Origin of the sequence: Streptomyces sp. NPDC001544, assembly GCF_042894285.1 — a bacterium.
Classification (GTDB): Bacteria; Actinomycetota; Actinomycetes; order Streptomycetales; family Streptomycetaceae; genus Streptomyces.
The window spans coordinates 105,473-130,877 of sequence record NZ_JBIAVN010000011.1 but is presented as its reverse complement, the minus strand read 5'-3'; the positions used below and the strand labels follow the sequence as shown (position 1 = coordinate 130,877).

The 25,405-nt window shown below is 69.5% G+C and carries 21 protein-coding genes and 1 pseudogene; 5 read left to right on the top strand and 17 right to left on the bottom strand.

The genetic code is table 11. The features are described from left to right. Positions 1 to 224: 224 nt before the first annotated feature. From ACFY0F_RS26245 to ACFY0F_RS26230, 4 genes are all read right to left on the bottom strand, one after another. Entirely contained in the window at positions 225 to 3,509 is a 3,285-nt protein-coding gene (locus ACFY0F_RS26245) for a GH92 family glycosyl hydrolase (RefSeq protein WP_388798970.1), read from the bottom strand. A gap of 460 nt (positions 3,510 to 3,969) precedes the next feature. Beyond that, a complete protein-coding gene (locus ACFY0F_RS26240) occupies positions 3,970 to 5,127 on the bottom strand; it encodes a cellulose-binding domain-containing protein (RefSeq protein ID WP_388798967.1) in 1,158 nt (385 codons plus the stop codon). A gap of 127 nt (positions 5,128 to 5,254) precedes the next feature. Continuing rightward, positions 5,255 to 6,265: an ABC transporter permease gene (locus tag ACFY0F_RS26235; RefSeq protein WP_388798965.1), complete on the bottom strand. Its 1,011-nt coding sequence runs from the start codon at positions 6,263 to 6,265 to the stop codon at positions 5,255 to 5,257. A 37-nt stretch (positions 6,266 to 6,302) separates the two neighbouring features. Then, positions 6,303 to 7,343: a substrate-binding domain-containing protein gene (locus ACFY0F_RS26230; protein WP_388798962.1), complete on the bottom strand. Its 1,041-nt coding sequence runs from the start codon at positions 7,341 to 7,343 to the stop codon at positions 6,303 to 6,305. Between the two features lie 172 nt (positions 7,344 to 7,515). Between ACFY0F_RS26230 and ACFY0F_RS26225 the strand changes: the two genes are divergently transcribed. Further along, positions 7,516 to 8,277, top strand: a complete 762-nt coding sequence (locus ACFY0F_RS26225) for an ATP-binding cassette domain-containing protein (RefSeq protein ID WP_388798959.1) — start codon at positions 7,516 to 7,518, stop codon at positions 8,275 to 8,277. Positions 8,278 to 8,551: 274 nt separating this feature from the next. On the opposite strand, the gene ACFY0F_RS26220 is transcribed toward ACFY0F_RS26225, so the two are convergent. The 7 genes from ACFY0F_RS26220 to ACFY0F_RS26190 form a co-directional block, all read right to left on the bottom strand. After that, a complete protein-coding gene (locus ACFY0F_RS26220; RefSeq protein ID WP_388798956.1) occupies positions 8,552 to 9,967 on the bottom strand; it encodes a cytochrome P450 in 1,416 nt (471 codons plus the stop codon). 280 nt (positions 9,968 to 10,247) lie between these two features. Next, on the bottom strand, positions 10,248 to 11,498 hold the full coding sequence (gene fabF / locus ACFY0F_RS26215) for a beta-ketoacyl-ACP synthase II (protein ID WP_388798953.1): 1,251 nt from the start codon (positions 11,496 to 11,498) through the stop codon (positions 10,248 to 10,250). Further along, the gene (locus tag ACFY0F_RS26210; protein WP_388798950.1) at positions 11,495 to 11,974 is read right to left on the bottom strand and encodes an SCP2 sterol-binding domain-containing protein; all 480 of its coding nucleotides are present in this window, start codon (positions 11,972 to 11,974) and stop codon (positions 11,495 to 11,497) included. The genes fabF and ACFY0F_RS26210 overlap by 4 nt, the downstream gene beginning before the upstream one ends. After that, positions 11,971 to 13,665 (bottom strand): FAD-dependent oxidoreductase, encoded by a 1,695-nt coding sequence (locus ACFY0F_RS26205; RefSeq protein WP_388798948.1) that lies wholly within the window; start codon positions 13,663 to 13,665, stop codon positions 11,971 to 11,973. The genes ACFY0F_RS26210 and ACFY0F_RS26205 overlap by 4 nt, the downstream gene beginning before the upstream one ends. Beyond that, positions 13,662 to 14,651 (bottom strand): hypothetical protein, encoded by a 990-nt coding sequence (locus ACFY0F_RS26200; protein WP_388798944.1) that lies wholly within the window; start codon positions 14,649 to 14,651, stop codon positions 13,662 to 13,664. The genes ACFY0F_RS26205 and ACFY0F_RS26200 overlap by 4 nt, the downstream gene beginning before the upstream one ends. Before the next feature lie 4 nt (positions 14,652 to 14,655). Continuing rightward, positions 14,656 to 15,792: a 3-oxoacyl-[acyl-carrier-protein] synthase III C-terminal domain-containing protein gene (locus ACFY0F_RS26195; protein WP_388798941.1), complete on the bottom strand. Its 1,137-nt coding sequence runs from the start codon at positions 15,790 to 15,792 to the stop codon at positions 14,656 to 14,658. Between the two features lie 19 nt (positions 15,793 to 15,811). After that, positions 15,812 to 16,072: an acyl carrier protein gene (locus tag ACFY0F_RS26190; RefSeq protein ID WP_388798938.1), complete on the bottom strand. Its 261-nt coding sequence runs from the start codon at positions 16,070 to 16,072 to the stop codon at positions 15,812 to 15,814. A 361-nt stretch (positions 16,073 to 16,433) separates the two neighbouring features. Here ACFY0F_RS26190 and ACFY0F_RS26185 point away from each other — a divergent pair, with 361 nt between their 5' ends. Further along, the gene (locus ACFY0F_RS26185) at positions 16,434 to 17,063 is read left to right on the top strand and encodes a class I SAM-dependent methyltransferase (RefSeq protein WP_388798935.1); all 630 of its coding nucleotides are present in this window, start codon (positions 16,434 to 16,436) and stop codon (positions 17,061 to 17,063) included. Positions 17,064 to 17,078: 15 nt separating this feature from the next. On the opposite strand, the gene ACFY0F_RS26180 is transcribed toward ACFY0F_RS26185, so the two are convergent. The 6 genes and pseudogenes from ACFY0F_RS26180 to ACFY0F_RS26155 form a co-directional block, all read right to left on the bottom strand. After that, complete coding sequence (locus ACFY0F_RS26180) at positions 17,079 to 17,318, bottom strand: transposase (RefSeq protein WP_388798932.1); 240 nt, start codon at positions 17,316 to 17,318, stop codon at positions 17,079 to 17,081. Between the two features lie 481 nt (positions 17,319 to 17,799). Further along, positions 17,800 to 18,687: a neutral zinc metallopeptidase gene (locus tag ACFY0F_RS26175; protein ID WP_388798929.1), complete on the bottom strand. Its 888-nt coding sequence runs from the start codon at positions 18,685 to 18,687 to the stop codon at positions 17,800 to 17,802. A 274-nt stretch (positions 18,688 to 18,961) separates the two neighbouring features. Further along, on the bottom strand, positions 18,962 to 19,405 hold the full coding sequence (mscL, locus tag ACFY0F_RS26170; RefSeq protein WP_388798926.1) for a large conductance mechanosensitive channel protein MscL: 444 nt from the start codon (positions 19,403 to 19,405) through the stop codon (positions 18,962 to 18,964). 375 nt (positions 19,406 to 19,780) lie between these two features. Then, positions 19,781 to 20,075 (bottom strand): annotated as a pseudogene (locus ACFY0F_RS26165) (ATP-binding protein); the annotation flags it as partial. A gap of 498 nt (positions 20,076 to 20,573) precedes the next feature. Next, positions 20,574 to 21,902, bottom strand: a complete 1,329-nt coding sequence (locus ACFY0F_RS26160; protein WP_388798923.1) for an ATP-binding protein — start codon at positions 21,900 to 21,902, stop codon at positions 20,574 to 20,576. Positions 21,903 to 21,943: 41 nt separating this feature from the next. Beyond that, positions 21,944 to 22,615 carry a response regulator transcription factor gene (locus ACFY0F_RS26155; protein ID WP_388798920.1) on the bottom strand — a complete coding sequence of 224 codons (672 nt, stop codon included), beginning with the start codon at positions 22,613 to 22,615 and terminating at the stop codon, positions 21,944 to 21,946. Positions 22,616 to 22,774: 159 nt separating this feature from the next. Here ACFY0F_RS26155 and ACFY0F_RS26150 point away from each other — a divergent pair, with 159 nt between their 5' ends. Genes ACFY0F_RS26150 through ACFY0F_RS26140 form a run of 3 tightly spaced genes read left to right on the top strand, consistent with a single transcriptional unit; the run spans position 22,775 to position 25,106 of the window. Next, complete coding sequence (locus ACFY0F_RS26150) at positions 22,775 to 23,434, top strand: DUF4956 domain-containing protein (RefSeq protein WP_388798919.1); 660 nt, start codon at positions 22,775 to 22,777, stop codon at positions 23,432 to 23,434. Further along, positions 23,431 to 24,249 (top strand): polyphosphate polymerase domain-containing protein, encoded by an 819-nt coding sequence (locus tag ACFY0F_RS26145; RefSeq protein ID WP_388798916.1) that lies wholly within the window; start codon positions 23,431 to 23,433, stop codon positions 24,247 to 24,249. The genes ACFY0F_RS26150 and ACFY0F_RS26145 overlap by 4 nt, the downstream gene beginning before the upstream one ends. After that, positions 24,246 to 25,106: a phosphatase PAP2 family protein gene (locus ACFY0F_RS26140; protein WP_388798913.1), complete on the top strand. Its 861-nt coding sequence runs from the start codon at positions 24,246 to 24,248 to the stop codon at positions 25,104 to 25,106. The genes ACFY0F_RS26145 and ACFY0F_RS26140 overlap by 4 nt, the downstream gene beginning before the upstream one ends. Positions 25,107 to 25,405: the final 299 nt, after the last annotated feature.

The window sequence follows — 25,405 nt, the reverse complement described above, 5'->3', positions numbered from 1 at the left end:
CAGCGCTGATGCCGCTTCAGCCGTCCTGATCACTCTCCTGTCGGGCTGGAGCGGCCCACGTGGGCTCAGCCCGGCTCGTCCACCTCAGAGGGGCATCCTTGCGACCGATGGCCGGTGGCTCGTTTCCTCGCTGGTTCCGGTCTTATGCGAGCAGTTGGGCCGCCACGCTGGTGAGCCGCAGACCCACACCACCCCGATGCTTTCCGGCCCGCTCCCGCCCTGCTTCAGTGGCCGAAGCCGTAGGAGAACAGGTGGGCGGTGCCTGTGGAGCCGGTCACCGGGAGGGTGATCGAGGCCACCTGCTTGGCCGGGTCGAGCGGGATCTTGGTGGCGAAGACGTAGGTCTTGACGGTGTTGCGGCCGCCGCTCGCGGTGTTGCGGTAGGACGTCGTGACGGTCGTCGTGTCGTCAGGACGGGGCTTGCTGCCCCCGCCGTTGAGAGTCCAGTCCGAGAAGCCGACCGTGGCCTGCGAGGTGGTGCCGTCAGTGTAGGTGACGGTCAGTGTGCCGGAGACCCCGCTGCCGTCCGTCGGTGCGTTGACCGCCGCACCCAGCAGGCCGAGCGACGCACCCGATGTGTCGGCGGGCATCGGGATGGTCTGGCCGGCCATCTCCACGTTGTCCGGCTGACCGGACGTCACTGTCGGCCAGGTGTAGGAGATTCCGTCGGCCGTGACGGTGGAGCCGCTCGTGACGCCCGCCGCCGACAGTGCGTTCTGCGAGTACGCCCAGCCGTCGCCGTCAAAGCCGGCCGAGAAGCTGGTGCCGTCGGGATAGACGCCCTCGTTGGTGTCGTACGGCCACAGGGCACCGGCCTTGGCCACGGCTACGCGGAGGGTCGCGCCGGTGAGTGTTGCACCGGTCGTGTGGTCGGTCAGGGCGAAGGTGACGGGGAACGTTCCTTCGTCCGGGCCCGCCGTCATGTGGACCTTCGCATCGGCGCTGCTCCCAGCGGGCACCGTCACCGAGCCGGACGTCGCGTCCAGTGTGACTCCGGATGGTGCCGTCGCCTTCCAGTCGGCCGTGACGGCCTTGCCGCCGAGGTTGGTCAGCTTGAGCGTGCCGTCACCGGACCCGCCGGGCTGGAGGACGAGGCCGTCGCTGGTGGGTCCGGTCGCGGCCAGCACCCGGTCGCCGCCCGTGGTGTCCGAGGGCGGCGCCGCGGACGGGCCGGACGCCCAGGACTTGTCGGGCTGGGTGCCGAGGGTGAAGTCGAGCGTGCCCGCGCTCGCGAACTGCTGGTACGTCAGCCAGGAGGTCTGCCACGCCTTGCCCTTGACGTCCAGCGACTGCACGTAGGGCGCGTCGGGAGCAGCCATCGGTGCATTGATCTGCACCGACTTGCCGTTTGCGAAGGTCACCTTGGCCGCCGGGAACACCGGGCTGCCGAGCACCAGGGTGTCCGCACCCGGAGTCTCCGGATACATGCCGAGCGACGACCAGACGTACCAGGAACTCGTCGCGCCGAGGTCGTCGTTACCGAAGGAGCCGACCGGGGCGTTGAAGTACAGCTTCTGCTGTGCTTCGCGGACGGCAGCCTGGGTCTTCCAGGGCTCGCCCGTGTAGGCGTACTCCCAGGGGATCTCGACGCTGGGCTCGTTGCTCAGGTCGGCGTCGGTGCCACCGGGGTGGGCGATGTCGTCCAGCAGGCTGTCCAGGTAGGACGAGTACGTCTGGGCACCACCGCGCGCCTGGATGAGCTGTTTCAGGTTGAACGGGACCATCGGCGTGTACTGGGCCGAGGTGCCCTCCACGAAGCCGTTGGAAGTGCCCGGGGTGAAGCCGCCCGCGAACTGGCCGTCCTTGTTCTTTCCCTGCATGTAGCCGGTCTGCGGGTTGAAGACGTTCATCCAATCCTGCGCGCGGGTGGCGAATTTGGTGTAGACGTCCGCCTTGCCCAGTGCCTTCGCGAAGGCGGCGACGGCGTAGTCCGCGGAGTCGTATTCCAGTTGCGTGGAGACCGGGCCGTAGAAGTTGCAGCAGCCGTAGTCGTTCTCGTCGAGGGGGAGGTAGCCCTTCGCGTCCCGTACCGACTCGCCGGGGCGGTCATTGTTCGGGACGGTCGCCTCGTGCTGCAGGGCGGCGAGCGCATTGGCCGTGTCGAAGCCCCGGGCTCCGAAGGCGTACGCGTCGGCGATGATGCCGGCGGCCGGGTCGCCGACCATCACGTAGCTCTCGCCGTTGTTCGAGGCCCACTTGGGCAGCAGGCCCGTCTGGTCGTAGCCGTTGAGCATCGAGGTGACGACATCACTGGTGACCTTGGGCTCGACCATCGCCATCAGCTGCGTCTGGGAACGGTAGGTGTCCCAGCCGGAGTAGTTGGCGTACTGGGCCTGTTGGCCCTTGGCCAGTTTGTGGATCTGGTTGTCCATGCCCATGTACTGCCCGTTGGCGTCGGAGAGGACGTTCGGATGCAGCAGGGCATGGTAGAGCGCGGTGTAGAACTGCACCTGCTGGTCCGCGGTCCCGCCACCGATCTGGATCTTGTTCAGAACGGCGTTCCACGCGTCGTGGTTCGCCTTCTCCACGGCGTCGAAGTTCCAGTTCTTGATCTCGCTGCCGAGGTTGTCCTCCGCATTGGCATCGCTCGTGTACGAGATACCGACCTTCGCTCGCACCGTCGGGTTGGCGGAGGTGTCGAAGGTCAGATACATGCCGTTCGCGCCCGTCGTCGGCGGCTGGGCGGCCGCTCCGGAGCGGGTACCGCCGCTCCTGTGCACGGTCGGGGACGGCTTCGCGGGCACCGTGAAGTGCTTCTCCTTGAGCGCCTTGGACGTGTGTGCCGGTAAGGTCTGGCGGACCTTCCCCGCCTTCAGTGACGTCGCACCGGGGTTGATGGTGCCGCCCACCCAGGTGCCGCTCGCGGTGAACGGCTGGTCGAACTTGATGTCGAAGTGCAGGGTGTACCGGTTGTCCGCGCCGCAGAAGTGACCACTGTCGACCGAGCCGCTGATCTCCTTGCTGTTCACAACTCGGACGCGGGTACCGTCGATCTGTGTGGCGCCGCCGCTGAGCTTGAACAGCAGGTTGGCCTGCTGCCCCGCGGGGAAGGTGAAGCTGCCCAGTCCGGCGCGAGTGGTGTCGGTCAGCTGGGTCTTGACTCCGTTGGAGTCGGTCACCCCGTAGTACCCGATGCCGGTCTGCTCGTCGCCGTGGGTGAAACCGACGGACGCGTTGCCGAGGTTGCCGGACAGCGCGCCGGTCACCGGCAGGACGGGCAGGTCGCCCGCGACGCCGCAGCCGGGGCCAGAGACATGGGTGAGGCTGAAGCCGGAGAGCTTCTTGTCGTCGTACTCGTAGCCGCCGCCGTCGGGGCGGTGGGGCGTGGTGTCGGGGCCCCACTGCACCATGCCGGCCGGCATGTCGGGGCCGGGGAAGGTGTCCACCGCACCGGAGGTGCCGATGAGGGGGTTGACCAGGGCCGCGGCGTCCTTCACCAGGGCCGGCGTCCTGGTGCTCGTGGCATGGGCGGCCCCGATCGCCGGGAGCGGGAGTACGGCGATGCCCATGACGGACACCACGGCCAGGCGTTGACGGAATCTCTCGCGGTGTCGTGGCACAGCTGAACGTTGGGATCTGACCATCGGTTGCCTCCGCAGCGGTTCCCACTTCGCACATGAGCCGGCGACGTGCCGATCAGGCCGACGCCGCCGGATGGCAACGTTGTCAGGCCGGGGGTCGATCTGACAACGTTGCCATGTACGACAGACGAGTGAAACGCGTGCACTCACGAGTGTCAACGAAACCAACAGGGCTTTCTGAGCGCGCAGTTCACATACAGGACGTGCGGTGCGGTGAACTCGGGCTGCGGGCAGTCGCGTTCGGCGTCGTCTACGCCCATCTGACCTCGCCGGGAGGTGACCTGGCCCGCCGTGCCCTCCTGCACATGCACCTCGGGTGAGGGACCCCCGGCACCCGACGTTCCGGTCCAAGGTGGGTCGGTGAGGGGCGAGGGGGCCTGCCCCGGTGTCAGCAGCCGATCGGCGAGGAGCCGAGGGCCACGTCGTCGAACCAGAGAGTGTCGTCTCCCGTGCCGTAACTCTCCCACCCCAGGCGCAGGCCGGTGGGGCGGGGAGGGGTCGCGCGGCCGAGCCACTGACCGTCGACGTCGTGGGTCGGCACCCCGTCCACCTGCAGTCCGGCGATCTCCCCGTCGTCGACCCACGTGCGCATGGACGGGGCCGTGGTGTCGATCTGGAACCGCAGGCACAGCCACCGGCCCGTCGGCAGCGGTGCGCTGAGGGCGACCCCCGCCGGGCTCTGTTCCGGCAGCGTCGCGTCGTCGCTCTCGCGGTTCCACTGCAGCGCGCCGTTCTGCCCGCCTGCACGCAGCGCCTTGCCGCCCTGCGAGGCGTCCGGCATGGACACGAAGGTGACATGGCCGGCGGGCAGGGCGTTTGTATGCCGGACCCACATGCGGACGTACACCACAGGCCCGACGGAGGACAGATCGCGGGTAGAGGCGGCGAAGACGTGGTTGCAGTAGCCGGCGCCGCCGTCGACGCGCAGTGATCTGGTGCCGCTGTGGGTGACGGACGTGTCGACGCTGACCTTCCCCACGCCCTGGCAGTCGGGCGCCGTGGTCTGCCAGGCGCCCGAAGGCACGGTGCCGGTCTGGTCCTCGAAGTCCGAGCAGATCGTCGCCCCGGCACATCCGGACGGCGTGCCTGCAGGGGGCGCCGGCGGCGTGGGCGCGGCTGCGCCGCACGGCGTACCGTTCAGGGCGAAGTCGGTGGGAGCCGGATCGGCGCTGCGCCAGGTGCCCTGGAGCCCGAAGTCCGCGGACGCGCCGGCGGCGAGCACAGCGTTGTGCGCGACGTTGGCCGCGGTCATCGTGCTGCCGGACTGAGTGACCTGCGCGTTCCAGGCGGACGTGACCTGCTGGTCGCCGCCGTACGCCCACTCCAGCCGCCAGCCGTTCAGGGCGGCGCCGAGATTGGTGACACGGATCCGGGCGGTGAAGCCGCCGGTCCACTCGTTGGTGGTGTAGGTGACCGTGCAGCCCGCAGCCGCGCCCTGCGCACGCGGCGCCGCGATGGCGGGAACGGCGGCCACGGCCACCACAGTCATCACCCACGCCCAGAGCGGCAGGCGGCGCCGATACACACGTAAGGCACTCATGTCCATGGCAGGTCCCTCGGAGGGAAGCGTGTGGGAGCGCTCCCAATATGAGAGCGGCAGCCTGCACTGTCAATGCCGAGACCGTCCCCGTGCGACGGATATCTGGGCCTCAGCGCCCCGGCTCGGGCGAATGTCAGCGTGAGCCGCTCCTGCGGAGCACCTGGTCGACACCGACCGCGACGATGACGAGGGTTCCGGTCGCTACATCCTGGTAGAGACTGTCGATGCCCGCCTGGGTGAGGCCGGAGCGGAGCACGTTGACAATGAGGGCTCCGATGAGTGTGCCGATGATGCTGCCCCGGCCGCCGAACAGGCTGGTGCCGCCGAGCACGACGGCGGTGATGCTCTCCAGGTTGGCCGTCTGGTAGGCGTTCGGGTCGGCATTGGCGATGCGGCCGAGGGCCTGCCAGGCGGCGATGCCGTAGAGGAACCCCGCGGTGACGTAGACCGAGAGGACGGTGCGCCACACGCTGATGCCGGTCAGGCGTGCGGACTCGGGTGCGTTGCCGACGGCGTAGATGTGCCTGCCCCAGGCGGTGTCGGCGAGTACGTACCGGAATAAGGCGTAGAGGCCGATGAGCAGGAACGTCCCCCAGGTGAGGAGCACCGCCCCGAGCTGGATGCCGTCCCCCCAGAAAAGGAGGAGACCGGAGGTCACCTGATAGCTGCGCGAATGGGAGTAGAGCCTGCTCACCGCGAAAACGACGGTCAGGGCCCCCAGTGTCACGATGAAGGGTGGCAAGCCCAGCCGCGCGACGAGCAGGCCGTTCACCAGTCCCAGGAATGTCGCCACGGCCAGGCCGAGAAGCAGGGCCTCCCAGGAATTGGCGCCCTCGAAGGCAAGTTTGGCCATGATGATCGTGCCGAGGACCGCGATGGCGCCGTTCGACAGGTCGATGCCGGCGGTGAGGACGATCAGGGACTGGCCCAGCGCCAGCGTGCCGATCACGATGGACTGCTGGAGCACCAGTGAGAGGTTCTGCGCCGTCAGGAACGTCTCCGTGGTGATCGAGAAGACCGCCACGGCGATGAGCAGAGCGGCGAGAGGGCCGACGGCCGGCGTGCGCAGGGCGTACCGGAGTGTCTCCCGGAGCCGGGCGTGCGGTTCACTGCCGGCGGCGCGGTTGGTGACGCGGGTTCTCATCGGCCGTCCTGATCTCTTGGACCGCTCGGCCTCGGTGTCATCCCCAGCAATGCTTCAGTCCCCAGTCCGTGTTCTGGGACGCCAGTCCGCCCACCGGCTTGTCGGTGATGAGCACGGTGCCCGTGTCGGTGAATCGGTGCGGCTTCTTCCCGCTCCTGGCGTACTCGACGACCGAGTCGACGCCTCGGGTGGCCATCGTGACCGGGAACTGCATGACCGTGGCCGCGTACTTGCCGGACCGGACGTCGCGCACGCCGTCGCACCCGCCGTCGATGGAACCGATGGTCACCTTCTGGGTGAGGCCGCGGGCCGTGATGGCGGCGGAGGCGCCGCCGGCCACCGGCTCGTTGATCGTGTAGACCGTATTGATGTCGCTCGTGCGCTCCAGGAGGTTCTCCGTCGCGGTCTGTGCCGGATTGCGTTCTCCGTTGGTGTTCGCCTGTCCACGGATCGCCGGGGAGCCGTTGGTGATGCCGAAGCCCTTGAGGAATCCCTCGTGGCGCTGCTGGCTGACGGTGGAGTCGTCCGTACCGTCGAGCATGATCACCTTGGGTGGGTGGCCGGCGAGAGCGGCCCTGAGATATGCACCCTGGAGGCGTCCCGCCTTGACGTTGTCCGTCGCGTAGGTGGCGTCGGTCGCGCTCGGCGGTTCGGTCGTGGAGTCCAGCGCGATCACCACGATGCCCCGTCGGCGGGCCTCCGCGATGGTGCTCAGGAGCCCGGTACCGTTCGACGGGGTGATGAGGATGCCCTGCACACCGCGGGAGATGAGACTCTCCATCGCGGCGACCTGGCCCTCGTTGTCGCCGTCGAACCGGCCGGCCAGAGCGATGAGCTTGGCGTGGTTCTGTTTCGCCGCCGCCGCGGCGGCCTTGCGCAGGGTCACGAAGTACGGATTCGTCTCCGTCTTGGTCACCAGACCGATCGTGACCTTCCGCGACGCCGTGCCAACGCTGTGGCTCTGCCCCCCGCCGCATCCGGCGGCGCCGAGCAGCAGGCCTCCCGCCATCAGGAGCGCCGCTCCCCGTCGGTAACGCCACTGTCGTGCGCGCTTGCGGCTCGAACGGTCGTGTGTCATGGTCACGCGCTCCTCCGGCCGGTCCGACGTCTCGCGGGTCTTGCCGCTCCACCACGTGTCGAGATTATTCCTAAAGGCCGGGTAAGGGTGTTTTGACCTACCGTTGAGTACGAGCGGTTTCCACCCGAGGACCTGCTCTCGACGTCGCCGCACGGAGAAGGGGGAGGTACGCGTGACCGGTTCGCCGTTGCTGGCGCTGCGGGGCATCTCCAAGCGGTTCGGTGCCGTGCAGGCCCTCAAGGACGTGGAGCTTGAAGTGCATCCAGGTGAGGTGGTCGCCCTTCTGGGCGACAACGGCGCCGGCAAGTCCACTCTCATCAGGGTCATCGCGGGCGTCACACCCGCCGACACGGGCGTGATCGAGTGGGAGGGCCGGGTGGTGCAGATCAGGACCCCTCACGCCGCCCGGCACCTCGGTATCGCGACCGTGTACCAGAATCTGGCCCTGTGCGATGGCCTCGATGTGGCCGAGAACCTTTTCCTCGGCCAGGAGCGGAGGCGTCCTGGTGTCCTTGGCCGCCTCCTCCGGCAGATCGACAAGGGCAGCATGCGGGGGGAGGCACGTAGGCAGCTGGACGCACTGGGCATTCGCGTGCCCGACGTGCGCGCCCCCGTCGCCATGCTGTCGGCGGGCCAGCGGCAGACGGTCGCGATCTCCCGCGCGCTCCTGGGCCGGCCGAAGGCCGTCCTGCTCGACGAACCCACCGCGGCACTCGGTATCCAGCAGGCGGGACATGTCCTCGACCTGATCGACGAGCTCCGCGAACAGGGGATCGGGGTGATCCTCATCAGCCACAACATGGGAGACGTCAAGGCCGTGGCCGACCGGGCCTCGGTGCTGCGACTCGGCTGCAACAACGGCTTCTTCCATGTGCCGACCACACCCCAGGACCGGATCATCTCCTCCATCACGGGTGCCTCAGGCAGTCCCTGACCGCGCAGGGCCAGCAGGGACTCTGCATGTGGTCATACGCCCCTCCCCCTTGGTATCGCCCGGTGCCCGCGGCCGCGCGGGAACCGCTCTCGGCTGTCCGAAAAGGGATCACGCTGTCTTCACGGCGTCCGTAGGCTCCCCTGAGGCAACCAGCTTGCTCCACCTGCACAAAGTCGTCGGAGCTCGAGCGGACAGCCGGTGCCCCGGCTCGAACCGAGCCGGGCGCGGCGAGTGGTCAGCGTGTCCGGTGCCAGGACCGATGGAGGCGACGCGCTCAGCGGCGCCTGGCGGACATGGGCAGACCGAGCCGCGGCCGGATGGTGATCCGCGCCAGCGGGTCGACCGCGAACCCGGGCACGGGCTCGAACTCCCAGTGCCGTCCCACGGTGGCCAGCGCCATGACGCCTTCCATCTGCGTGAAGTTGTTGCCTATGCACTGCCGCGGACCGGCGCCGAAGGGAAGATAGGCGAGGCGCGGGCGTCCGGGGCGTACCGCGTGACCGGTGAGTTCGTCCGCCGCGTCGGCGGGCCGCGGGTTCTTGAGCCAGCGCTGCGGGGCGAAGCGCTCCGGCTGCGGCCACCACTCGGGATCGCGGTGGTTGATCCACGGGAGGATCGCGACGAAGCTGTCCTTGGGGATGCGGTGGCCGCAGAGCTCGAAGTCCTCCAGCGGACGGCGGGCCATGCCCATGATCGGCGGGTAGAGGCGCATCGCCTCGGTGAGCACCGCGTCGGTCCAGGTGAGGCGGGGCAGGTCCTGGACCGTGGGCAGCCGGTCGCCGAGCACCTCGTCGATCTCCTCGTGCATCCGGTCCCGCGCCTCGGGGTGGTTGCCGAGGAGGTGGTAGGACCAGGTGAGGGCGTTGGCCGTGGTCTCGTGGCCGGCCATGAGGAGGGTGATCGCCTCGTCGTGCACCTGGCGGTCGTCCATGGGCTCCCCGGTGTCGGCGTCGCGCGCCGCGAGCAGCAGGGAGAGCAGGTCGGCGCCCTGGCCGTCACCCTTCCTGCGCTCCTCGATGAGCTGGTAGACGATGGCGTCGAGCCGGTCGCGGCCCTCGAAGAAGCGCTTGTTGCCGGGCAGCGGCAGCATCGACAGATAGCGGGCGAAGGGCAGGGAGTCCCAGCGGAGCGGACCCTCGTGGCGTGGCATGGCGGTGCGGATGGTGCGGGCCACATCGCTGTCGAGCGAGACGTCGAAGATCGTACGGGCCACGACGGCGAGGGTCAGCTCGGTCATCTCGACCGCCATGTCGAGCCGGTCCCCGTCCTTCCAGCCGGACTGGATGTCGTCGGAGATCTCGGCGAAGGCACGGCCGTAGCCGGCGATGCGCTCGTGGTGGAACATCGGCTGTATCAGCCTGCGCTGCTTGCGGTGGAACTCGCCGTCGCTGGTGGTCAGGCCGTTGCCGAAGACCACCGAGAGCGGGGCGGCCCACTTGCCGCGTCCGTTGCTCATGGTGGCCTTCGAGAAGTGGCGGTGCGACGTGACCAGGACCTCGTGGGCCGCTTCAGGGTCGCTGACCAGGTACATGTCGCGAAAGCCGAGCGGGAGGTGCACGATGGGGCCGTACTGGTCGCGCAGCCCGGTGAAGTAGTCCATGGGATTGCCGGACATCGCGAGCAGGGCGCGCAGCCGACCGGTGGGGCCGGGGGTCTTGGTGGCCATGGGGGCGGCGGAGACTTGGGTCATCGAGCTGCCTTCCTGAGGTGTGGTCACGAGTGGCGCCGCGGGCTCGGCCGGCGGTCCAACGGGGCTGAGGTGCCTGGGTGGTTGCGGTCCCGGGCCACCGGGGCCAGCAGACCGAAGACCCGGTCCTGGATCCACTGGGCGGGTGGCGATTCGGCGCGAAACGCTCGGTGTTACGACAGGGGCCTTGCCCGGCTCGGCGAGGGCCTCCTCGCCGTCGGTCTCGATGTGCACCGAGCTCTGCAGGTGGCCTCCGGCGTGAGCTCCATGGACATGGGTGGGGTCACTCCCTGACGAAGCGCTGGAGGGCGAGGGTTACGTTCTGCCCGCCGAAGGCGAAGGAATTGGAGAGGGCCGCCTGGAGCTCGTACGGACGGGCTGTGTTCGGTACGTAGTCGAGGTCGCACTCGGGGTCGGCCGCGTCCTGGTTGATGGTGGGCGGGATGACCCCGCGGTCGATGGACAGGGCGCAGAACGCCGCCTCGGTCGCGCCGGCCGCGCCCAGCAGATGGCCGGTCATCGACTTGGTGGCGCTGACGGCCAGGTTCTCGCTGTGCGTGCCGAAGGCGGACTTGATCGCCCTGGTCTCGGCGGCGTCGGAGAAGGGGGTCGAGGTGCCATGGGCGTTGACGTGGTCGATCTCGCTGGGCTTGAGGCCGGCCTCGCGCAGCGCGGCGAGCATGGCGCGGGCGGCGCTCTGCCCGGTGGGATCGGGGGCGGTGACGTGGTAGGCGTCGCTGGTCTGTCCGTAGCCGCAGATCTCGGCGTAGACGTAGGCGTCCCGTGCCTCGGCCGACTCCGCGGTCTCCAGGAGCAGCATGGCGGCGCCCTCCCCCATGACGAAGCCGTCCCGGTCCGCGGTGAACGGTCGGGAGGCTCGGTGGGGTTCGTCGTTGCGGCGCGACAGCGCGCGCAGGTTGGCGAAGCCCGCGATCAGCGGCGAGGCGATGCACGCCTCGGAGCCGCCCGCCAGTGCGGCCCCGGCATAACCGTCGCGGACCATGCGGTAGGCCTGCCCGATCGCGTCGGCCGAGGAGGCGCAGGCGGTGACCGGTGCGGCGCCGGGGCCGCGGAAGCCGAAGCGCTGGGCGACCGTGCCCGCGCCCATGTTGACGATGGAACTGGGCACGAAGAACGGGGAGACCATCCGGGGTGCCGTCGCGTCCTTCAGGACTCCCGCCATCATGGTGGCGGCGCCGCCGATGGCGCTGCCGATCACGGTGGCGGCACCGTCCCGGTCGATGCCGTCGAGGCCCGCCCGCTCCACGGCGAGTTCGGCCGCGGCGATCGCGAAGTGGCAGAACCGGTCGAGGCGTCTGGCCTCCTTGCGGGTCAGCCAGTCGGTCGGGTCGAAGTCCGTCACCTCGGCGGCGATACGCACCGGCAGCCGGTCGGCGTCGAAGCACTGGATCGGTCCCACGCCCGAGGCTCCGGCGAGCAGCCGCGTCCAGACCGTTTCGGTGCCGATGCCGACCGGGTTGACCATGCCGATGCCCGTCACCACCACCCGGTGGCGCCCGGGGACTGTGCTCATAGGGGCTCACCCGGTTCGGCGAGCCCGAAGAGGGACTCCATCCGGATCGCGAGGTGCACGTCACCCTGGATGTGCAGCCGGCCCTTGAGCAGCAGGTCCATGCCCTCGGCCGCGGCGGAGGCCATCTCCACGAAGCTGACCGCGTCGAGGGTGAGGGTGACCGCCGGGGCGCCCGAGATCCCCGTCTCTCGCACGTCGCAGGTGTCCTCGGTCAGTACGAGGTCGTATGCGACGGTGTCGGCCGGCGGCCTTTCGACCTCCCAACGGGCGATCTGCGGGCCGTCCATGGGTCCTCCGGTGTAGCGCTCGGGCATCCGGTCGAAGGCCGCGCGCAGCAGGTCCTCGCCGTCCGGTGCGGCCAGCCAGGCCGCCAGGTGCTCGCGCGGCAGTCCGGCGAGGGCGGCGCGGACTTCGGAGAGTGTGCCGGAGCGCAGTCCGGCGAGTCGCTCCGGGGAGAGGGTGGGTCCGGGCGTCATGAGGGTCCTTCCGCTCGTGTGGGCACCGGCCCGCTGTTGACCATTCGGTCGACGGCCTGCCGGAGTTCCTGCCGTGGCGCGACGCCGGGCAGCCGGGCGAGGACATGGCCGTCGGGCCGTACGAGGACCGCTTCCGGCCCGTGCAGCGCGTAGATGTCGGCGAAGGCCCCGTTGACATCGCGCAGTTGGGGACCGTCCGCGGTGATCACTGCTGCTGTGAGGGGCAGGCCCAGGACGGTCGGGCGATCGTGCGCCACTTGCTGCCAGACGGCTCCCGCTGCCCCGGTGAGCAGGGCGAAGCCGGTGCGGGCCAGGTCGGTCGTGGAGATCCGGTCGCCGGCCCGGTCGAGCCAGGTGTGCGGGGCCCGGTGGCCGGGCTGGGCGGTCGGCAGATAGGTCACTATGTTCTGGACCACCGGCTCGCCGGGGCCTGGCGCGTAGGTGAAACCCAGCGCCTGCCCTTCGAAGTCGAAGTGTGGCCGGTGCTGTTCGATGTTCCGGGCGAACTCGGTCGGGTCGGCGTCGGATTGGAGCAGCGCCCGCTTCTGCAGGGCGTTGCTCTCGCTGTGCCGGGCGTTGAACTCCGCCACCGGGCGCCGCTCACGCTCGTAGGAGTCGAGCAGCGTGTCGGGGGCGCCGCCGCGCAGTACCGCGGCCAGCTTCCAGGCGAGGTTGTGGGCGTCCTGGATGCCGGTGTTCATGCCGAAGCCGCCGGTCGGCGGGAAGGTGTGGGCGGCGTCGCCCGCGGCGAGCACCCGGCCGTCGGCGCTGCGCCAGGAGGCGAGCCCGGTGGAGCCCATCACCCAGTTCCGTACGGAGTGGATGCGCAGCCCTGCGATCGTTTCACCCGACTCGCCGATGGCGGCCTCGATCAGCTTGAGGTGATCGACTTGCTGCTCGAAGTAGGTGTGTTCCTCGTCGGGGGTGAGGGCGGGGATCTCCAGGAGCCATTCGCCGCGCTTGGGGTCGACGGTGATGAGGACGCCCCGCACGGTGTCGTTGAGCACCCAGTACAGGGCGCTCTCCCGGCCGGCTGTCCAGGGCGAGAGGTCGGCGCTGAAGTGGATGTCGAGGAGTCTGCCGAGCGGGGTGGCCGCGGTCCGTCGCAGGCCCACTTTCTCGCGCAGCGGGCCGTGCAGTCCCTCGGCCAGGACGGCGTAGCGGGCCTCGACGACGGTGGGGCGATCACCCGAGGCCGTCACCCTGACACCGGTCGGGGTGCGGGTCAGCTCCTCGGCCCTGACACCGCGGATCACTTGTGCGTGCTCGGGAAGCCGGTCGACGAGCAGCGCTTCCACTCGGTTCTGCGAGCAGATGACGGGCAGAGCGGGGCTGTTGACCGCTCGCTGCATCAGGGCGTGCGCCGAGTCGATGATGTCGAGGGAGGCGAGTTCGGTGCCGGAGAGCTCGGTGCACCAGGTGATGCGTGCGGTGTTCTCCAGGGGCACGCCGGCGCGGCGTACCTCGGCGTCGATGCCCAGGTGCCTGAGCAGTTCCATGGTGCGTGAGTTGAGCACCGTGGCGCGTGGGTGACCGGACGGTGCGGGGCGCTGTTCCAGGACGACCGTGCGGACACCGTGTCCGGCGAGGAAGTGGGCCGCGGCGAGGCCGGTGGGTCCGGCACCGATCACGACGACGTCGGCTTCCAGCTGCGCGCCGGTCTCCGGCGGACGGGGTACGGCTGCAGTCATCGGCGCACCTCCGCAAGACCGGCGACGACCGGCGCCAGGCGCCGGGCCACCGCGGCGTCGAAGCCGGCCTTGAACAGGACGCGGGCGACGACGACTGTGGGCAGCCCGGTCAGGATGGCGCCGAACAGCCAGAGCACGAACACCCCGGTGAGCACGTTGCGTTGGGCCTCGCCGCGTCGGCCGGCGGCGCGGATGACCCGGCCCCAGACGCGGAAAGCCTTCCCGGCCAGGAGGTCGGCCGCGGCCAGCGGAAACTGCACGGGGGCCGCGTCATGGGCGGCGAGTACGTCGCGGACCCGGTCGGCCAAGGCATCCTCGGAAACGGTGTGGGACGCGGATTCGGCCTGTTCCGGGGCGAGTTCGGGTTGCGCTGGGGCGAGTTCGGCGATGCGCTCGCCGAGGAGCGCCAGCCGGTCCAGCTCGTCCGTGCCGACACCGGCGCGCGGGAACCCCCAGGACGCCTCTCGCTTGCCGGCGAGCAGCCAGCGCAGCGTGGTGACGAAGGTGACCCCGGCGGAGGCGGTGTCCACGGCGGCGATCGTGCCCAGGTAGCGGCCGCCCGCGGCCTGAAGCAGCCGCTGCACCTCGACGGCGGCCGAGTACCACATGTTCCTGCAGGCCACCAGGCCGACGACGGCACGCCCCTCGAACGCCTTCGGCTCGGCGTCGACGAATCCCCGCATGGGCAGCGCCGGAGCCAGATACCAGACGGGGAAGGCGAAGACGACCAGGTCTGCGTCGTCGCCGTCGGCCACCGGCGGCCGGGCGGTGATCTCGGGTGCCCCGTCGGGGGCGACAGCTGCGGGGAAGACACCGAAGAAGCGGCGTACGGGCCAGGGGAAGGGATAGGGCTCCCTCGGCCTGATCTCGACCTTGCGTACGTCCCAACCCGCCTTTTCCAGGGGGTCGGTGACGGCGGAGACGGATTCCAGGAGCTGTCCGGTCTGTGAGTACCAGTAGACCGTCACTCGGGGCTGTGCACCCACGGCCTCAGTCCTCCCCGGCGGAGACGGCCGTCAGATGCGCGAAGGACACCGCGAACCGGCCGGACTCGGGGACCATGACCAGGAGTTTGTCGCCGGGGGACACCAGACCCTCGCTGAGCATCTCCTCCAGGATCACGTAGATGCTGGCGGACCCCATGTTCCCGACCCGGGTCAGGTTGCTGTACCACTTCTCGAGCGAAGGGCCCTTGACCTTCCTCCGCTGGATCTCCTTGAGCACCATGGACTTCATGCGCTCGCTGGAGTAGTGCGCGGGGAACCAGGCGAGCTCGTCCGGGTCGAAGCGGCCCTCGTCGAGCAACCGCTGGTACTCCTTGACCCCGGTCCGTACGAGGTGCGGCAGCAGGCCCAGGTTCTGTCGCAGCGCCAGCGCGCCGTCGGCGGAGGCCTCGGCCGCGGAGGGGTAGTCCCACCAGGTCTGCTCCGCCGAGTTGTCCGACGATCCCAGGTACATGCAGGTCTTTGCGGTGTTGGCGTAGGAGGTGAGCGAGATCCAGTCGATCCGCAGGCTCACCCCGTCGGCCGCCGGGCGGTCCTGCACCAGCGCGGCGCCGGCGCCGTCTGACAGCATGTAGCGCAGGAACGCCATCTCCATGGCGATGGCGCCGTCGTCCGAGACCGGCCGGACATCGGCGAACCGGTCGCTTTTCAGGAAACGTGACGGCAGTTCGGACGCGGAGGCGACCGCGTTCTTCTTCTCCCCGGCCACCACCTGGAGGTAGGCGTTCTTGAGCGCCATCATCCCGGAGCTGCAGATGCCGTGGGTGGTGACGATCTCGCAGGGCGGGCTGCCCAGTTCACCGTGGATGCCGCTGGCGATACCGGGCGCGATGAGATCCGGGACGGTGGTGGCCGCCGCGATGAGATCGATGTCGTCGAGGGTGATGTCCGAGCGGTCCACCGCCTGACGGATCGCAGCGACCGCCATGTCGGTGTTGGAGAACAGGGTCTTTTGCTGCTTGTCGATGGCGTAGTGCCGTGACTTGATTCCGCAGTTGGCGAGGGTCTGCTCTCGCAGGCCCGAACTCGCGTGGCCCACGCTGCCGATGTAGTCCTCGATCTCGTCGTTGGGCACCGGTTCGCCTGGCAGGAAACGTCCCATGGCGGTGATGTAGGCAGGCATTGCAGAGTCTCCCCGTGATCTAGGCGATGGCTGTGATTTCGATCTTGGAGATGGCGAAGTCCAGCACGTCGCCGACGGTGCGGAGCGAACCGATGCGCTCGTCGTCCATCGAAATGCCGTAAGCACCCTGAAGGGTCTGCGCCATGGCGACGAGGTCGAGTGAGTCGATGCCGATGTCGTCGTACAGATCGGATTCCACGGAGAGTTCATCCGGGTCGGCATCGCACTTGGCGAGGAGGAATCCCGTGATATCTGCGTAGAGATCGGTCCTCAGAGACATGTTCACCTCCCGTGCCCCACCCCCTGTGCGGCACGGATTTACTTTGACCCAAGCCGCGGGACCGGGCATCGGAGAGGTTCACGCGGCGGCTCTGAATTTTTCCCGTCCCCCTTTGGTCCGCCACGGTCTTCTCCTGCCCCATCGCTTGCGCGGCCCACACCGCCTGCAGCGCCGCCGTGCACTCGGTGTCGCACATGGGCGGCGACGATTGGCCGTTCAGATCCGCCGGCCCGCTCGAAGGAGCGTTTCGGGTCCGTCGGGCCGCCACACCTCGTGCTGTCCCGTGACCACGTGACGGGACAGTTCTCGGAGCGGTGCCCGGAGAAGTCACGAACGTGCACGGGTGCTAGTTTCCTTGCCCGTGATGGAGCACCAGGACGAGACCAGGGTGGCCTACGACGGAGTCGTCGAGCTGTATGCGTCGATGTTCGCCAATCGGTTGGAGACGCATCCGTTCTCGCGGAACGTGATCCGCACCTTCGCCGAGCTGGTGCGCGGGACGGGGAACCTGCGTGCGGCCGATGTCGGGTGCGGGCCGGGACATCTGACGGCCATGCTGCACGAGCTGGGGCTGGATGCCTTTGGGCTCGACCTCTCCCCCGGCATGGTCGGTCATGCCCGGCGGGCTCATCCGGCGCTGCGGTTCGACGAGGCCCGGATGGAGGATCTGCCGGTCGAGGACGGCGTGCTCGGTGGCGTGCTTGCCCACTACTCGATGATCCATACCCCGCCCGATGAATTGCCCGCGCTGCTCGCCGAGCAGGTACGTGTCCTGGCACCAGGAGGCCTGCTCCTGGTCTCGTTCTTCGCGACCGACGGGCCGGAGCCGGTCCGCTTCGACCACAAGGTGACACCCGCCTACAGCTGGCCGGTGGACCGGTTCGCCGAGTTGCTGGCCGGGGCCGGGCTCGTCACGTTCGCCCGGCTGCTCCACGACCCGGCCTCCGAACGGGGCTTCATCGACGCCCACTTGCTGGCCCGCCTCCACTAAGGTGCGTCTTGTCGATCAGGTGTCGAGCCAGATCAGTGTGCTGGCCAGGGTGATCGCTGCTCGGTAGCGGCCGGGTTGTTCGTCGTAGCGGGTGGCGATGCCGCGCCACTGCTTGAGTCGGTGGAAGCAGCGTTCGACGACGTTGCGGCGCCGGTAGACGGCCTTGTCGAAGCCGCACCGGCGTTCGCGGCGCCGGGCCCGGCCTGCGAGCTGGTCGACCCGCTCGGGGATGGTCGCCTTGGTAGCGGCGTACACCTGCTGGATGCCACCCCTGGACAGCCATCGTTGAGGACATGACCGAAGTCAAGATCCTGGCCCTGCTGCTGGTGTGTTCACTGATCCTCAACCTGTAGGTGATCGTAGGCCTCATCGCCCACGGCACAGGCATCGGCACCCGGCAGGCAGTCCTGACCGCGGCTGGTGCTGCTGCCACCTGCCTCGCCCTCTACTTCTCCGCTGTGAGCGCCTACCGTTGAACCGGGTCCGACCGAACAGCCGAGTCACAGCCCGACGCTGCGCCGGACACGAGGGCGAGCACCATGCCCACGTCGCCTCACCCACAGGCCAAGAGGTCGTTTGTGTCGCTTCATGTGCCAAAGATGAGGACTCGCGACTCGCAGGTATCGGGTTCCTGCACGTGAACGCGCTGGGCCTTCCGGGCGAGCGGGGCGGGGGCCAGCCGCGGCGCGGCCTGATACGTGATCAACCGCGCCTCGTGCCGTGGCTGTCAGCGTGGTCAGCTGAACGTGTTGCAGTCGGCGACGCGGCCGGAGCGGTAGCCGGTCGAGAACCATTGCTGGCGCTGGGTCGCGGAGCCGTGGGTCCAGGTGTCGGGTGTGACCTTGCCCTGGTAGCGCTGTTGGATACGGTCGTCTCCGACGGCGGCGGCCGCGTCCAGCCCGCGGTTGATGTCGTCTTTCGTCAAGTCGGTGATCAGTGGCTTACCACTCTTGGGGTCGGGCGTGGTGGTGGCGTGGTGAGCCCACACTCCGGCGTAGCAGTCTGCCTGCAACTCGAGTTTCACCGAGCCGCTGTTCTGGCCCTTTCCGCTGCCGCGGAAGATCGTTCCGCTGAGGTCCTGGAAGTGGTGGCCGTATTCGTGCGCGATGACGTAGGCCTCGGCGAACGGGCCGCCCTTGGCACCGAACTTGCTGCTCAGGTCGTTGAAGAAGTCGAGGTCGAGATAGACCTTGTCGTCAGCTGAGCAGTAGAAGGGGCCGACGTCGGAAGTCGCGTTCCCACAACCGGTGTTCACATTGCCGGTGAACAGGAACGTCGGGGCCTGCTGATAGGACTTGCCGGCGGCTGTCTCCGTCTGCTCCCAGAATGCCTGCACGCTGTCGACCACGGCGACGATCCGGCACTCCTCCTTGCGGTTGGCGTCGGCACCGGTCCGGCAGTCCGCCGCGAGGTCCGCGGCGGACTTGCCGGACGAGGACGTGTCGCTGCTGCCCGAGTCGAACATGCCGGGGTCGACACCCAGGAACACGGACACAACCAGCACCACGAGCCCGACCAGTCCCCCGCCGATCGTCTTCCCGCCGCCCGGGATCCCGCCCAGCGCACCTCCCCGCCCGTCTGCGACCTCGGACGTGTCCAGATCAGCATCGTCGTCGAATTGCATACGTTGCCCCTCCCTCAAGCGGCGCGCCGGACCGTCCCGCGTCGTCCCGCCCGCCTACCCCGTACGAGGACATCCCCATCCCCTCCTCTTTCTGCTCCGCCTCTTGTAGGGGCCGACGAGTGACGCCGCGACGCTGCTCTGTGGGGGAATGCCTGACCGCCCGTGCGCGGAAAACACCCGCTCCTCGCCGTCGACCGCGCAGCGGGGCCCTGCCTGTCGCCGGTGCCGGGACCGTGCCCGCGAGATTTGTCCAGGCCCGGCCACGGAGGTTGGGTCACCCGGCGCGCTGGGTTGTCTCTCCGGCCCGAGCGGGTACGGCGGGCAGGGATACGGTGCAGGATGCGCAGCGTCGGGCCTCAGCGGGTACGGGGCTGAGGCATTCGGGGCAGTCCCGTTTGGGAGCCTGGACGTCGTGGTGCGGGGCGAGGCGTTCGTGGAGCTTGTTGATCGGGAGCACGACCAGGAAGTACAGGGCGCTGGCGAGGAGGAAAAAGCTGATCGCCGCGTTGACGAACGCGCCGTAGGGGAACTTGGTGGCGCCTATGGTGAAGGTCTTGCGGCTCATATCGCCGGTGGCGCCGGTGGCCAGCCCGACAAGTGGGGTCAGGAAGGCGCTGACGAAGCCGTTCACCACGGCGGTGAACGCTGCCCCGATGACGATGCCGACGGCCAGGTCGACCACGTTGCCGCGCAGGATGAAGCTGCGGAAGCCTTTCACCTTCTCACCCCTAAGAGGTTCTTGACGTCGACGGGCGGCACCGAAAGCGCGGTCAGCCCATCCCTTTCGCCTCGGATGCCCTGCTCCCCCTTACCCATGCCGGCTCCGCGGCGCGGCACGGTGATGTACCAGTTCACCAAGTGGCGCGACGACGGCAGACCCTCCATGACCTGCCTGCGCCGGCAGGTGCGCTGTTCGGCAAATTCTCGTTGAGTGGGGAGTCGCGCTATGAACCATCCGGCTCCCCGCGGATGAGCGCAGTGACGGGGCCCGGGCACGGTTCGTGATCAGCCCGGGCCGCCGTCGGCTGGCCCGGCTGAACCGAGCCGGGTCCATCTGGTGTCGGGATGACAACCCGCTCGGGGCGGGTTCGGCAGCAACGGCCGTCACGATCTCCAAACCGTGCTGCCCCACCCGCCCGGCATCGGCGGCCCGGGCCACCGGCAGCACCGGATGGGAATCCACACCTCGACCTCCACCACGTCCGCGTCGATACGCAGGCTCATCAGCACCGGCCCGGGCACGTATTGCGGGCGTTGGTGACCAACTCGCTCACCACCAGCTGGGTCAGGTCCATCGCGCGGGCCGAGACCGGCACACCGTCCTCAACCTGAACGCTCGCGCGCCTCAACGAGGCCTGGCGGCAGCACGAACCCGACGCACCGGTCATCACCGCATGGTGACCAGAGCCAGACGAAGCTCCTGGTAGGGCGACGAGTGATCTTAGTTGTGAACCCGTCTCCCACGAGCTTCGCTGTTACGTGCGGCCGCTGGCTTCAAGCTGCACGCCCCCGGCGGACAGCGCGAGAGCCGGCCGTTTCGCGCCGCCGCTCGATACGGCCGTTCCTCCCCGATCGCATCGCAACGGTGGCGTAAGCGCCGGGACGGCAGTCAGCGGAAGGCCGTGGCGCCAGGGCTCGAGAGACCTCGGCAGGCGCTCAAGCTCGTCTGTGGTCACGGCTCCCGGAGGATCACTGCGCAAGATGGTCATGGCCGTTTCCGTATGCGTAGGGATCATCAGAAGCCGGGTGTTCCAAGCGGAAGCCACCAAGTGGGCGCGCAGCCCCTCAGCCGCGCCCCATGCTGAACCCCCGCAACCGCCAACGGGCCCGGGAGCGGCGGGGCTATGTGCCCACCGTACGTCGCCGCTGCAGGCGATCGGCGGCGGTCAGCAGGGCACGTCCAGGATGATGGCGGTGCCGCGTCCGGTGTTGGCGGCGTGTGCGGTGCCGCCGTGGGCGGTGGCCACCGCCTGCACGAAGGCGAGCCCAAGGCCGGATCCCTCGCTGGTACGGCTTGCCTCGGCGCGGGCGAAGCGGTCGAAGGCGCGAGGCAGGAACTCCGGCGGGAAGCCGCTCCCCTCATCCGTGACGCACAGGCGCAGCCTGCTCTCGTGGACAGTAGCCGTGAGGCGGACGCTCCCGTGGCCGTGGCGCAAGGCGTTGTCGACCAGGTTGCCGATGGCGGGTCGCAGCCACCGGGCATCCACATTGACGGTCGCCTCGGCCGCGTCGGCGGTCAGGTCGCGCGCGGCCCGTTCGGCGGTTCGCTGGTGCGGGGCGAGCGCGGCGTCGACGAGGTCGGCGAGGGATACGGGTGCTCGGGTGAGGTGGCCGGTGCTGCCGAGTTCCTCCAGGTCCAGCAGTGCGTTGGACAGGTCGATCAATCGTTGGACCTCGCTGTCCATGGAGCGCAGGGTGTCGGTGAGTTCGCCGGCGGAGCGGGGGCGGTGCAGGGCGACGTCGAGTTCGGCGCGGATCAGGGTGAGGGGGGTGCGCAGTTCGTGGCTGGCGTCCGCGACGAAGCGGCGCTCGCGTTCGGCGGCCGCCTCCAGGCGGTCGAGCATGTGGTTGAGGGTATGGCCGAGACGGGTGATCTCGTCGTCCCGGTCGTCGGGCACGTCCAGGCGCAGATGCTGGGTGCCGTCGGCGAGGGTGGCGGCCCCGCTGCGGTATCGCTCGACGGGGCGCAGGGCGGCGCGGGCGGTGCGGTAGCCGACGTAGGAGGCGGCGATCAGGGTCAGGCCGGAGGCGAGGGCGAGCTGGGCGAGGAGTTCGCGCAGCGCCTCGTCGCGGTGGCCGCGCCGCACGGCGGCGATCACGATCCGGGTCTGTCCGCCGGCGGTGACGCGCCTGGCCTGCAGACGCAACGTGTCCGCGGTGATCGGCAGCAGGGAGCCGACATCACGCCGGATGGTGGCATCGCCGGTGACGGCGTCGAGTTCGGCGGATGTGAGCAGCAGTTGGTGGCGCAGGGCGTGGCTGGAGCGCAGGATGCGGCCGTGCGTGTCCAGGACCTGTTGGAGGCTGCCGCTGGGGCCCGGCGGAAGATCTTCTCCGCGGCGCACGGCTTGGTCCAGACTGTGCTGGTAGGTGCTCAGGTCGTCGTTGAGCTGCTGGTCCAGGGCTGTTTTGACCCGCCAGTAGACCAGGCCCGCCGCGCCGGCCAGGACCAGCGACATGGTGATGGCGACGGCCAGCACGAGGCGTGTGACCACGGGCAGCTGCCGAAACCAGGCCCGCGGTCGGCCGGGCAGCGTCACGGGGTGGTCTCCAGGCGGTAGCCACGCCCGCGCAGGGTCGTGATCGTCGTTCGGCTGAAAGCGCGGTCGGCCTTGGCTCGCACCTTGGAGACGTGGACGTCGATGGCGTTGCTGCGCAGGTCGGTCTCACCGTCCCAGACCTCCTCCAGCAGTTGCAGGCGGGTGACCACCCGCCCGGCGTTCTCCATCAGTACCCGCAGGACGTCGAACTCCCGGCGGGAGAGGTCGAGTTCGGTGTCCGCTCGCCAGGCACGCTGCTGTTCGGGGTCCAGGACCAGGTCGCCGACCTGGAGGCGGCCGGAGGCGTCAGGGCGGCGCCGGGAGATGGCTCGCAGCCGGGCCAGCAGTTCTTCCATGGCGAACGGCTTGACCACGTAGTCGTCGGCGCCGGCGTCCAGGCCGGCCACGCGTTCACTGATCGCGCCGCGCGCGGTGAGCAGGATCACCGGGACGTCGATGCCCTCGTCGCGCAGGGTCCGGCAGACCTGCAGGCCGTCCAGGCCGGGCAGCATCACGTCGAGGACCACGGCGTCCAGGCGGGGGTCGCGGGCGGCGGCGAGCCCGCTCGGGCCGTCGTAGCGGCCCTCGGCGGTGTGGCCGGACTCGATGAGGTAGTGGACAACCAGGTCCGTGAGGCGTGTCTCGTCGTCGACGACCAGGTAGTGCATGCCGGTCAGGCTAGCCGCCCGCGGCGACCGCCCGGACGCCGGGCGTCGGGGAGTCTTCATGGTCTGTTCATGCGGCATCTCTAGCGTCGTCCATGTCGCGGTGCTCCGCGGACCGCGACTGGTCCGCCGTCCGACGTGCCGTGACGGAAGGGACCATCCATGCACACAGCGGTCACGGTGCTCGCCGCCAAGGGCATCACCGACCACATAGCGCCCGCCGACCTGATGACGCGCGGCGCTCTCGACGTCATCGCTCTGATGCTCCTGGTGGGCTGGCTCTACCGGCGCCGTCCCAGTGCACCGGCGATGCCGTTGGTGCTGGCCGCGCTGAACATGGGCCTGTTCGCGGCGATGAGCACCATCAGCTCCGGGAAATTCCCGGCCGGGGTCGGCTTCGGCCTGTTCGGCATCCTCTCCCTGGTCCGGCTGCGCAGCGCGGCGTTCACCCTACGCGACGTCGCCTACACTTTTGTCGCGCTGGTCATCGCCCTGTGCACCGGACTGCCGCAGCGCCAGACCTGGCTCGTCGTCGCGCTGGGCGCCGCGGTGCTCGTGGCGGTCCTGTTGGTCGACGACCCCAGCAGGTACGAGCCGGCGACCCGGACCGTGAAACTCACCCTCGACCGGATCTATCCCGAGCCCGCACTCATTGCCCAGGACGTGGCGTCCCGCTTCGGCCAGGCCCCGTTGTCGGTGGTCGTGGACGAGGTGGACTACGTCCGCGAAACCACACGAGTCTGCGCACGCTACCCCGCCGGACCGGACGAGCCCACAAGCCAAGCGGATGGAGAACCGCGCGAGCCGGTGGTGGTCCCGTGACCGCCGCGTCCACTCTCACGGCCGGCCTGGGCCTGCCGGCTCTGCGCGGCGCCACGCTGGCCGAGGTCGACGCGGCTGCGGCCCTCCAGCACCGCACCGACCGCAAGTACCTGCTCCCCCTCGGCCGCGCCCGGGCCTTCGTGGCCCGGCTGGCGGACACCCACCATGTCCTCGACCTGGCGGGACGGCGCACGACCAGCTACCTCAGCACGTACTTCGACACCGAACAGCTCGCCGCCTGGCACGCCCACGTCCAGGGGCGCCGACGCCGCTGGAAGGTCCGCACCCGTTTGTACGGGGAGGACGAACTGTGCCGGGTGGAGGTGAAAACCAAGGACGGCCGCGGCGCCACAATCAAGCACGCTCTGAAGGTCCCGGCCACCGCGTACGCCGAACTCAGCCCGCAGGCCGCCGCGTTCGTGGACCAGGTCCTGCAACGGGCCCGGGTCCCCGTCACAGCCAGGGAGCTGGTCCCCTCCGCCGAGGTCCGCTACGTCCGCGCCACCCTCGCCGACCTGGACCACGGCACACGCGTCACCCTCGACGGCCACCTCACCTGCCACCACGGCGACCGCGCCGCCGCACTCGATGCCGGCCAGGTGCTCGTCGAGACCAAGGGCGGTGCCCGGCCCGCCCCGGCCGACCGGCTGCTGCTGAGCCTGGGCGCCCGCCCGGTGTCGCTGAGCAAGTACGTCATCGGACAAGCCCTGCTCACCCCCGGCCTGCCCGACAACGACCTGCGCCGCCTCGCCCGTACCCACTTCACCGCACAGGCGAGCACGCAGCCTGTCCTCGAAAGGATCTCCGCCGCATGAACGCCCTGCGCGGCATCAAATGGCCCTACGCCGTCATCGCGCTGCTCGCCGTCACCGCTGCCGCCCTCGGCCTGCTGCGACCGCAGTTGCTCCCGGCCGCCGCCTCCACGTCCGCAAAGAAGAAGCCCGGCGCGACGGCACTGATCAAGCAGAACCCGCCGCCCAAGCTCTTCACCGACACCGAGATCGCCACGATCGGAAAGCAGGCCGCGGCCCAACGCGCCAAGGCCGATGCCCTGTTCGCCCGGTGGAAGGCCGCACACGGCACCACCCGCGACGACAAGGCGTTCGCCGCCTGGGCGGCCCAGCAGATCCCGGCACCGCCCTCGGCCAAGCAGCGCACCGTCGAACTCCACCAGGTCCAGGCACTCGCCAAGACCCGCACAGCGGCCGGGAAGAAGGCCGCGACCTGGCTGGAGCTCTACGGCAAGAAGGACATCTGGAAGCTCTACCTCCACGACCAGCGCGAACTGATCCCCGCGGCACCGGGCACGGTCGAGAAAGCCGAACTCAAGGCGGCCCTGAAGCTGGCCAAGACGGTCAGCGACCAGCTGGCCGCCAAGGACAAGCAGTCCGCCCCCTTCGTTCTGGACCCGAGCCTGCGCCCCGACAAGCACATCAAACCCGGCGCCAAGGGCCCCTACTCCTACCCCTCCCGCCACGCCGCCCGTTCCGCCGCAGCCGTCACCTACCTCAGCGCCCTCGCGCCCCACCGGGCCCAGGACTACGAGTGGATGCGCTCCGAAGTCCTCTACTCCCGCCTCTACATGGCCGGCCACCTCCCCAGCGACCTCACCGCCGGCACCCTCCTCGGTGACCTCATCGGCGGCTACGAACTCGCTGTCAGCGGCCACTGACCGGCCGGCCGTCGAGGCCGGTGCCGACTGGAGCAGCTGGGCTGTCCTGCGCCGAGGTCACTGAACGCTGCTCAGGGTCTGTCGCCTGGGCGGATGGATCGGTGGGTCGACGTCAGCGGGGCCGGCGCGGACGCGATCACCTTGTGTACCGGCTTCCGCCCGGCCCTGTCCCACCTCGCCCCGCTGGACCTGCGCTGCGTGGACTGCTCGCGTAGGCGCCGGAGCGGACGTCGCGCGCCCAGTTCCCTGGTTGCGTGGAGCTGCCCTTGAGATCCCTTGCCCGACCGTCCGGACCTGGA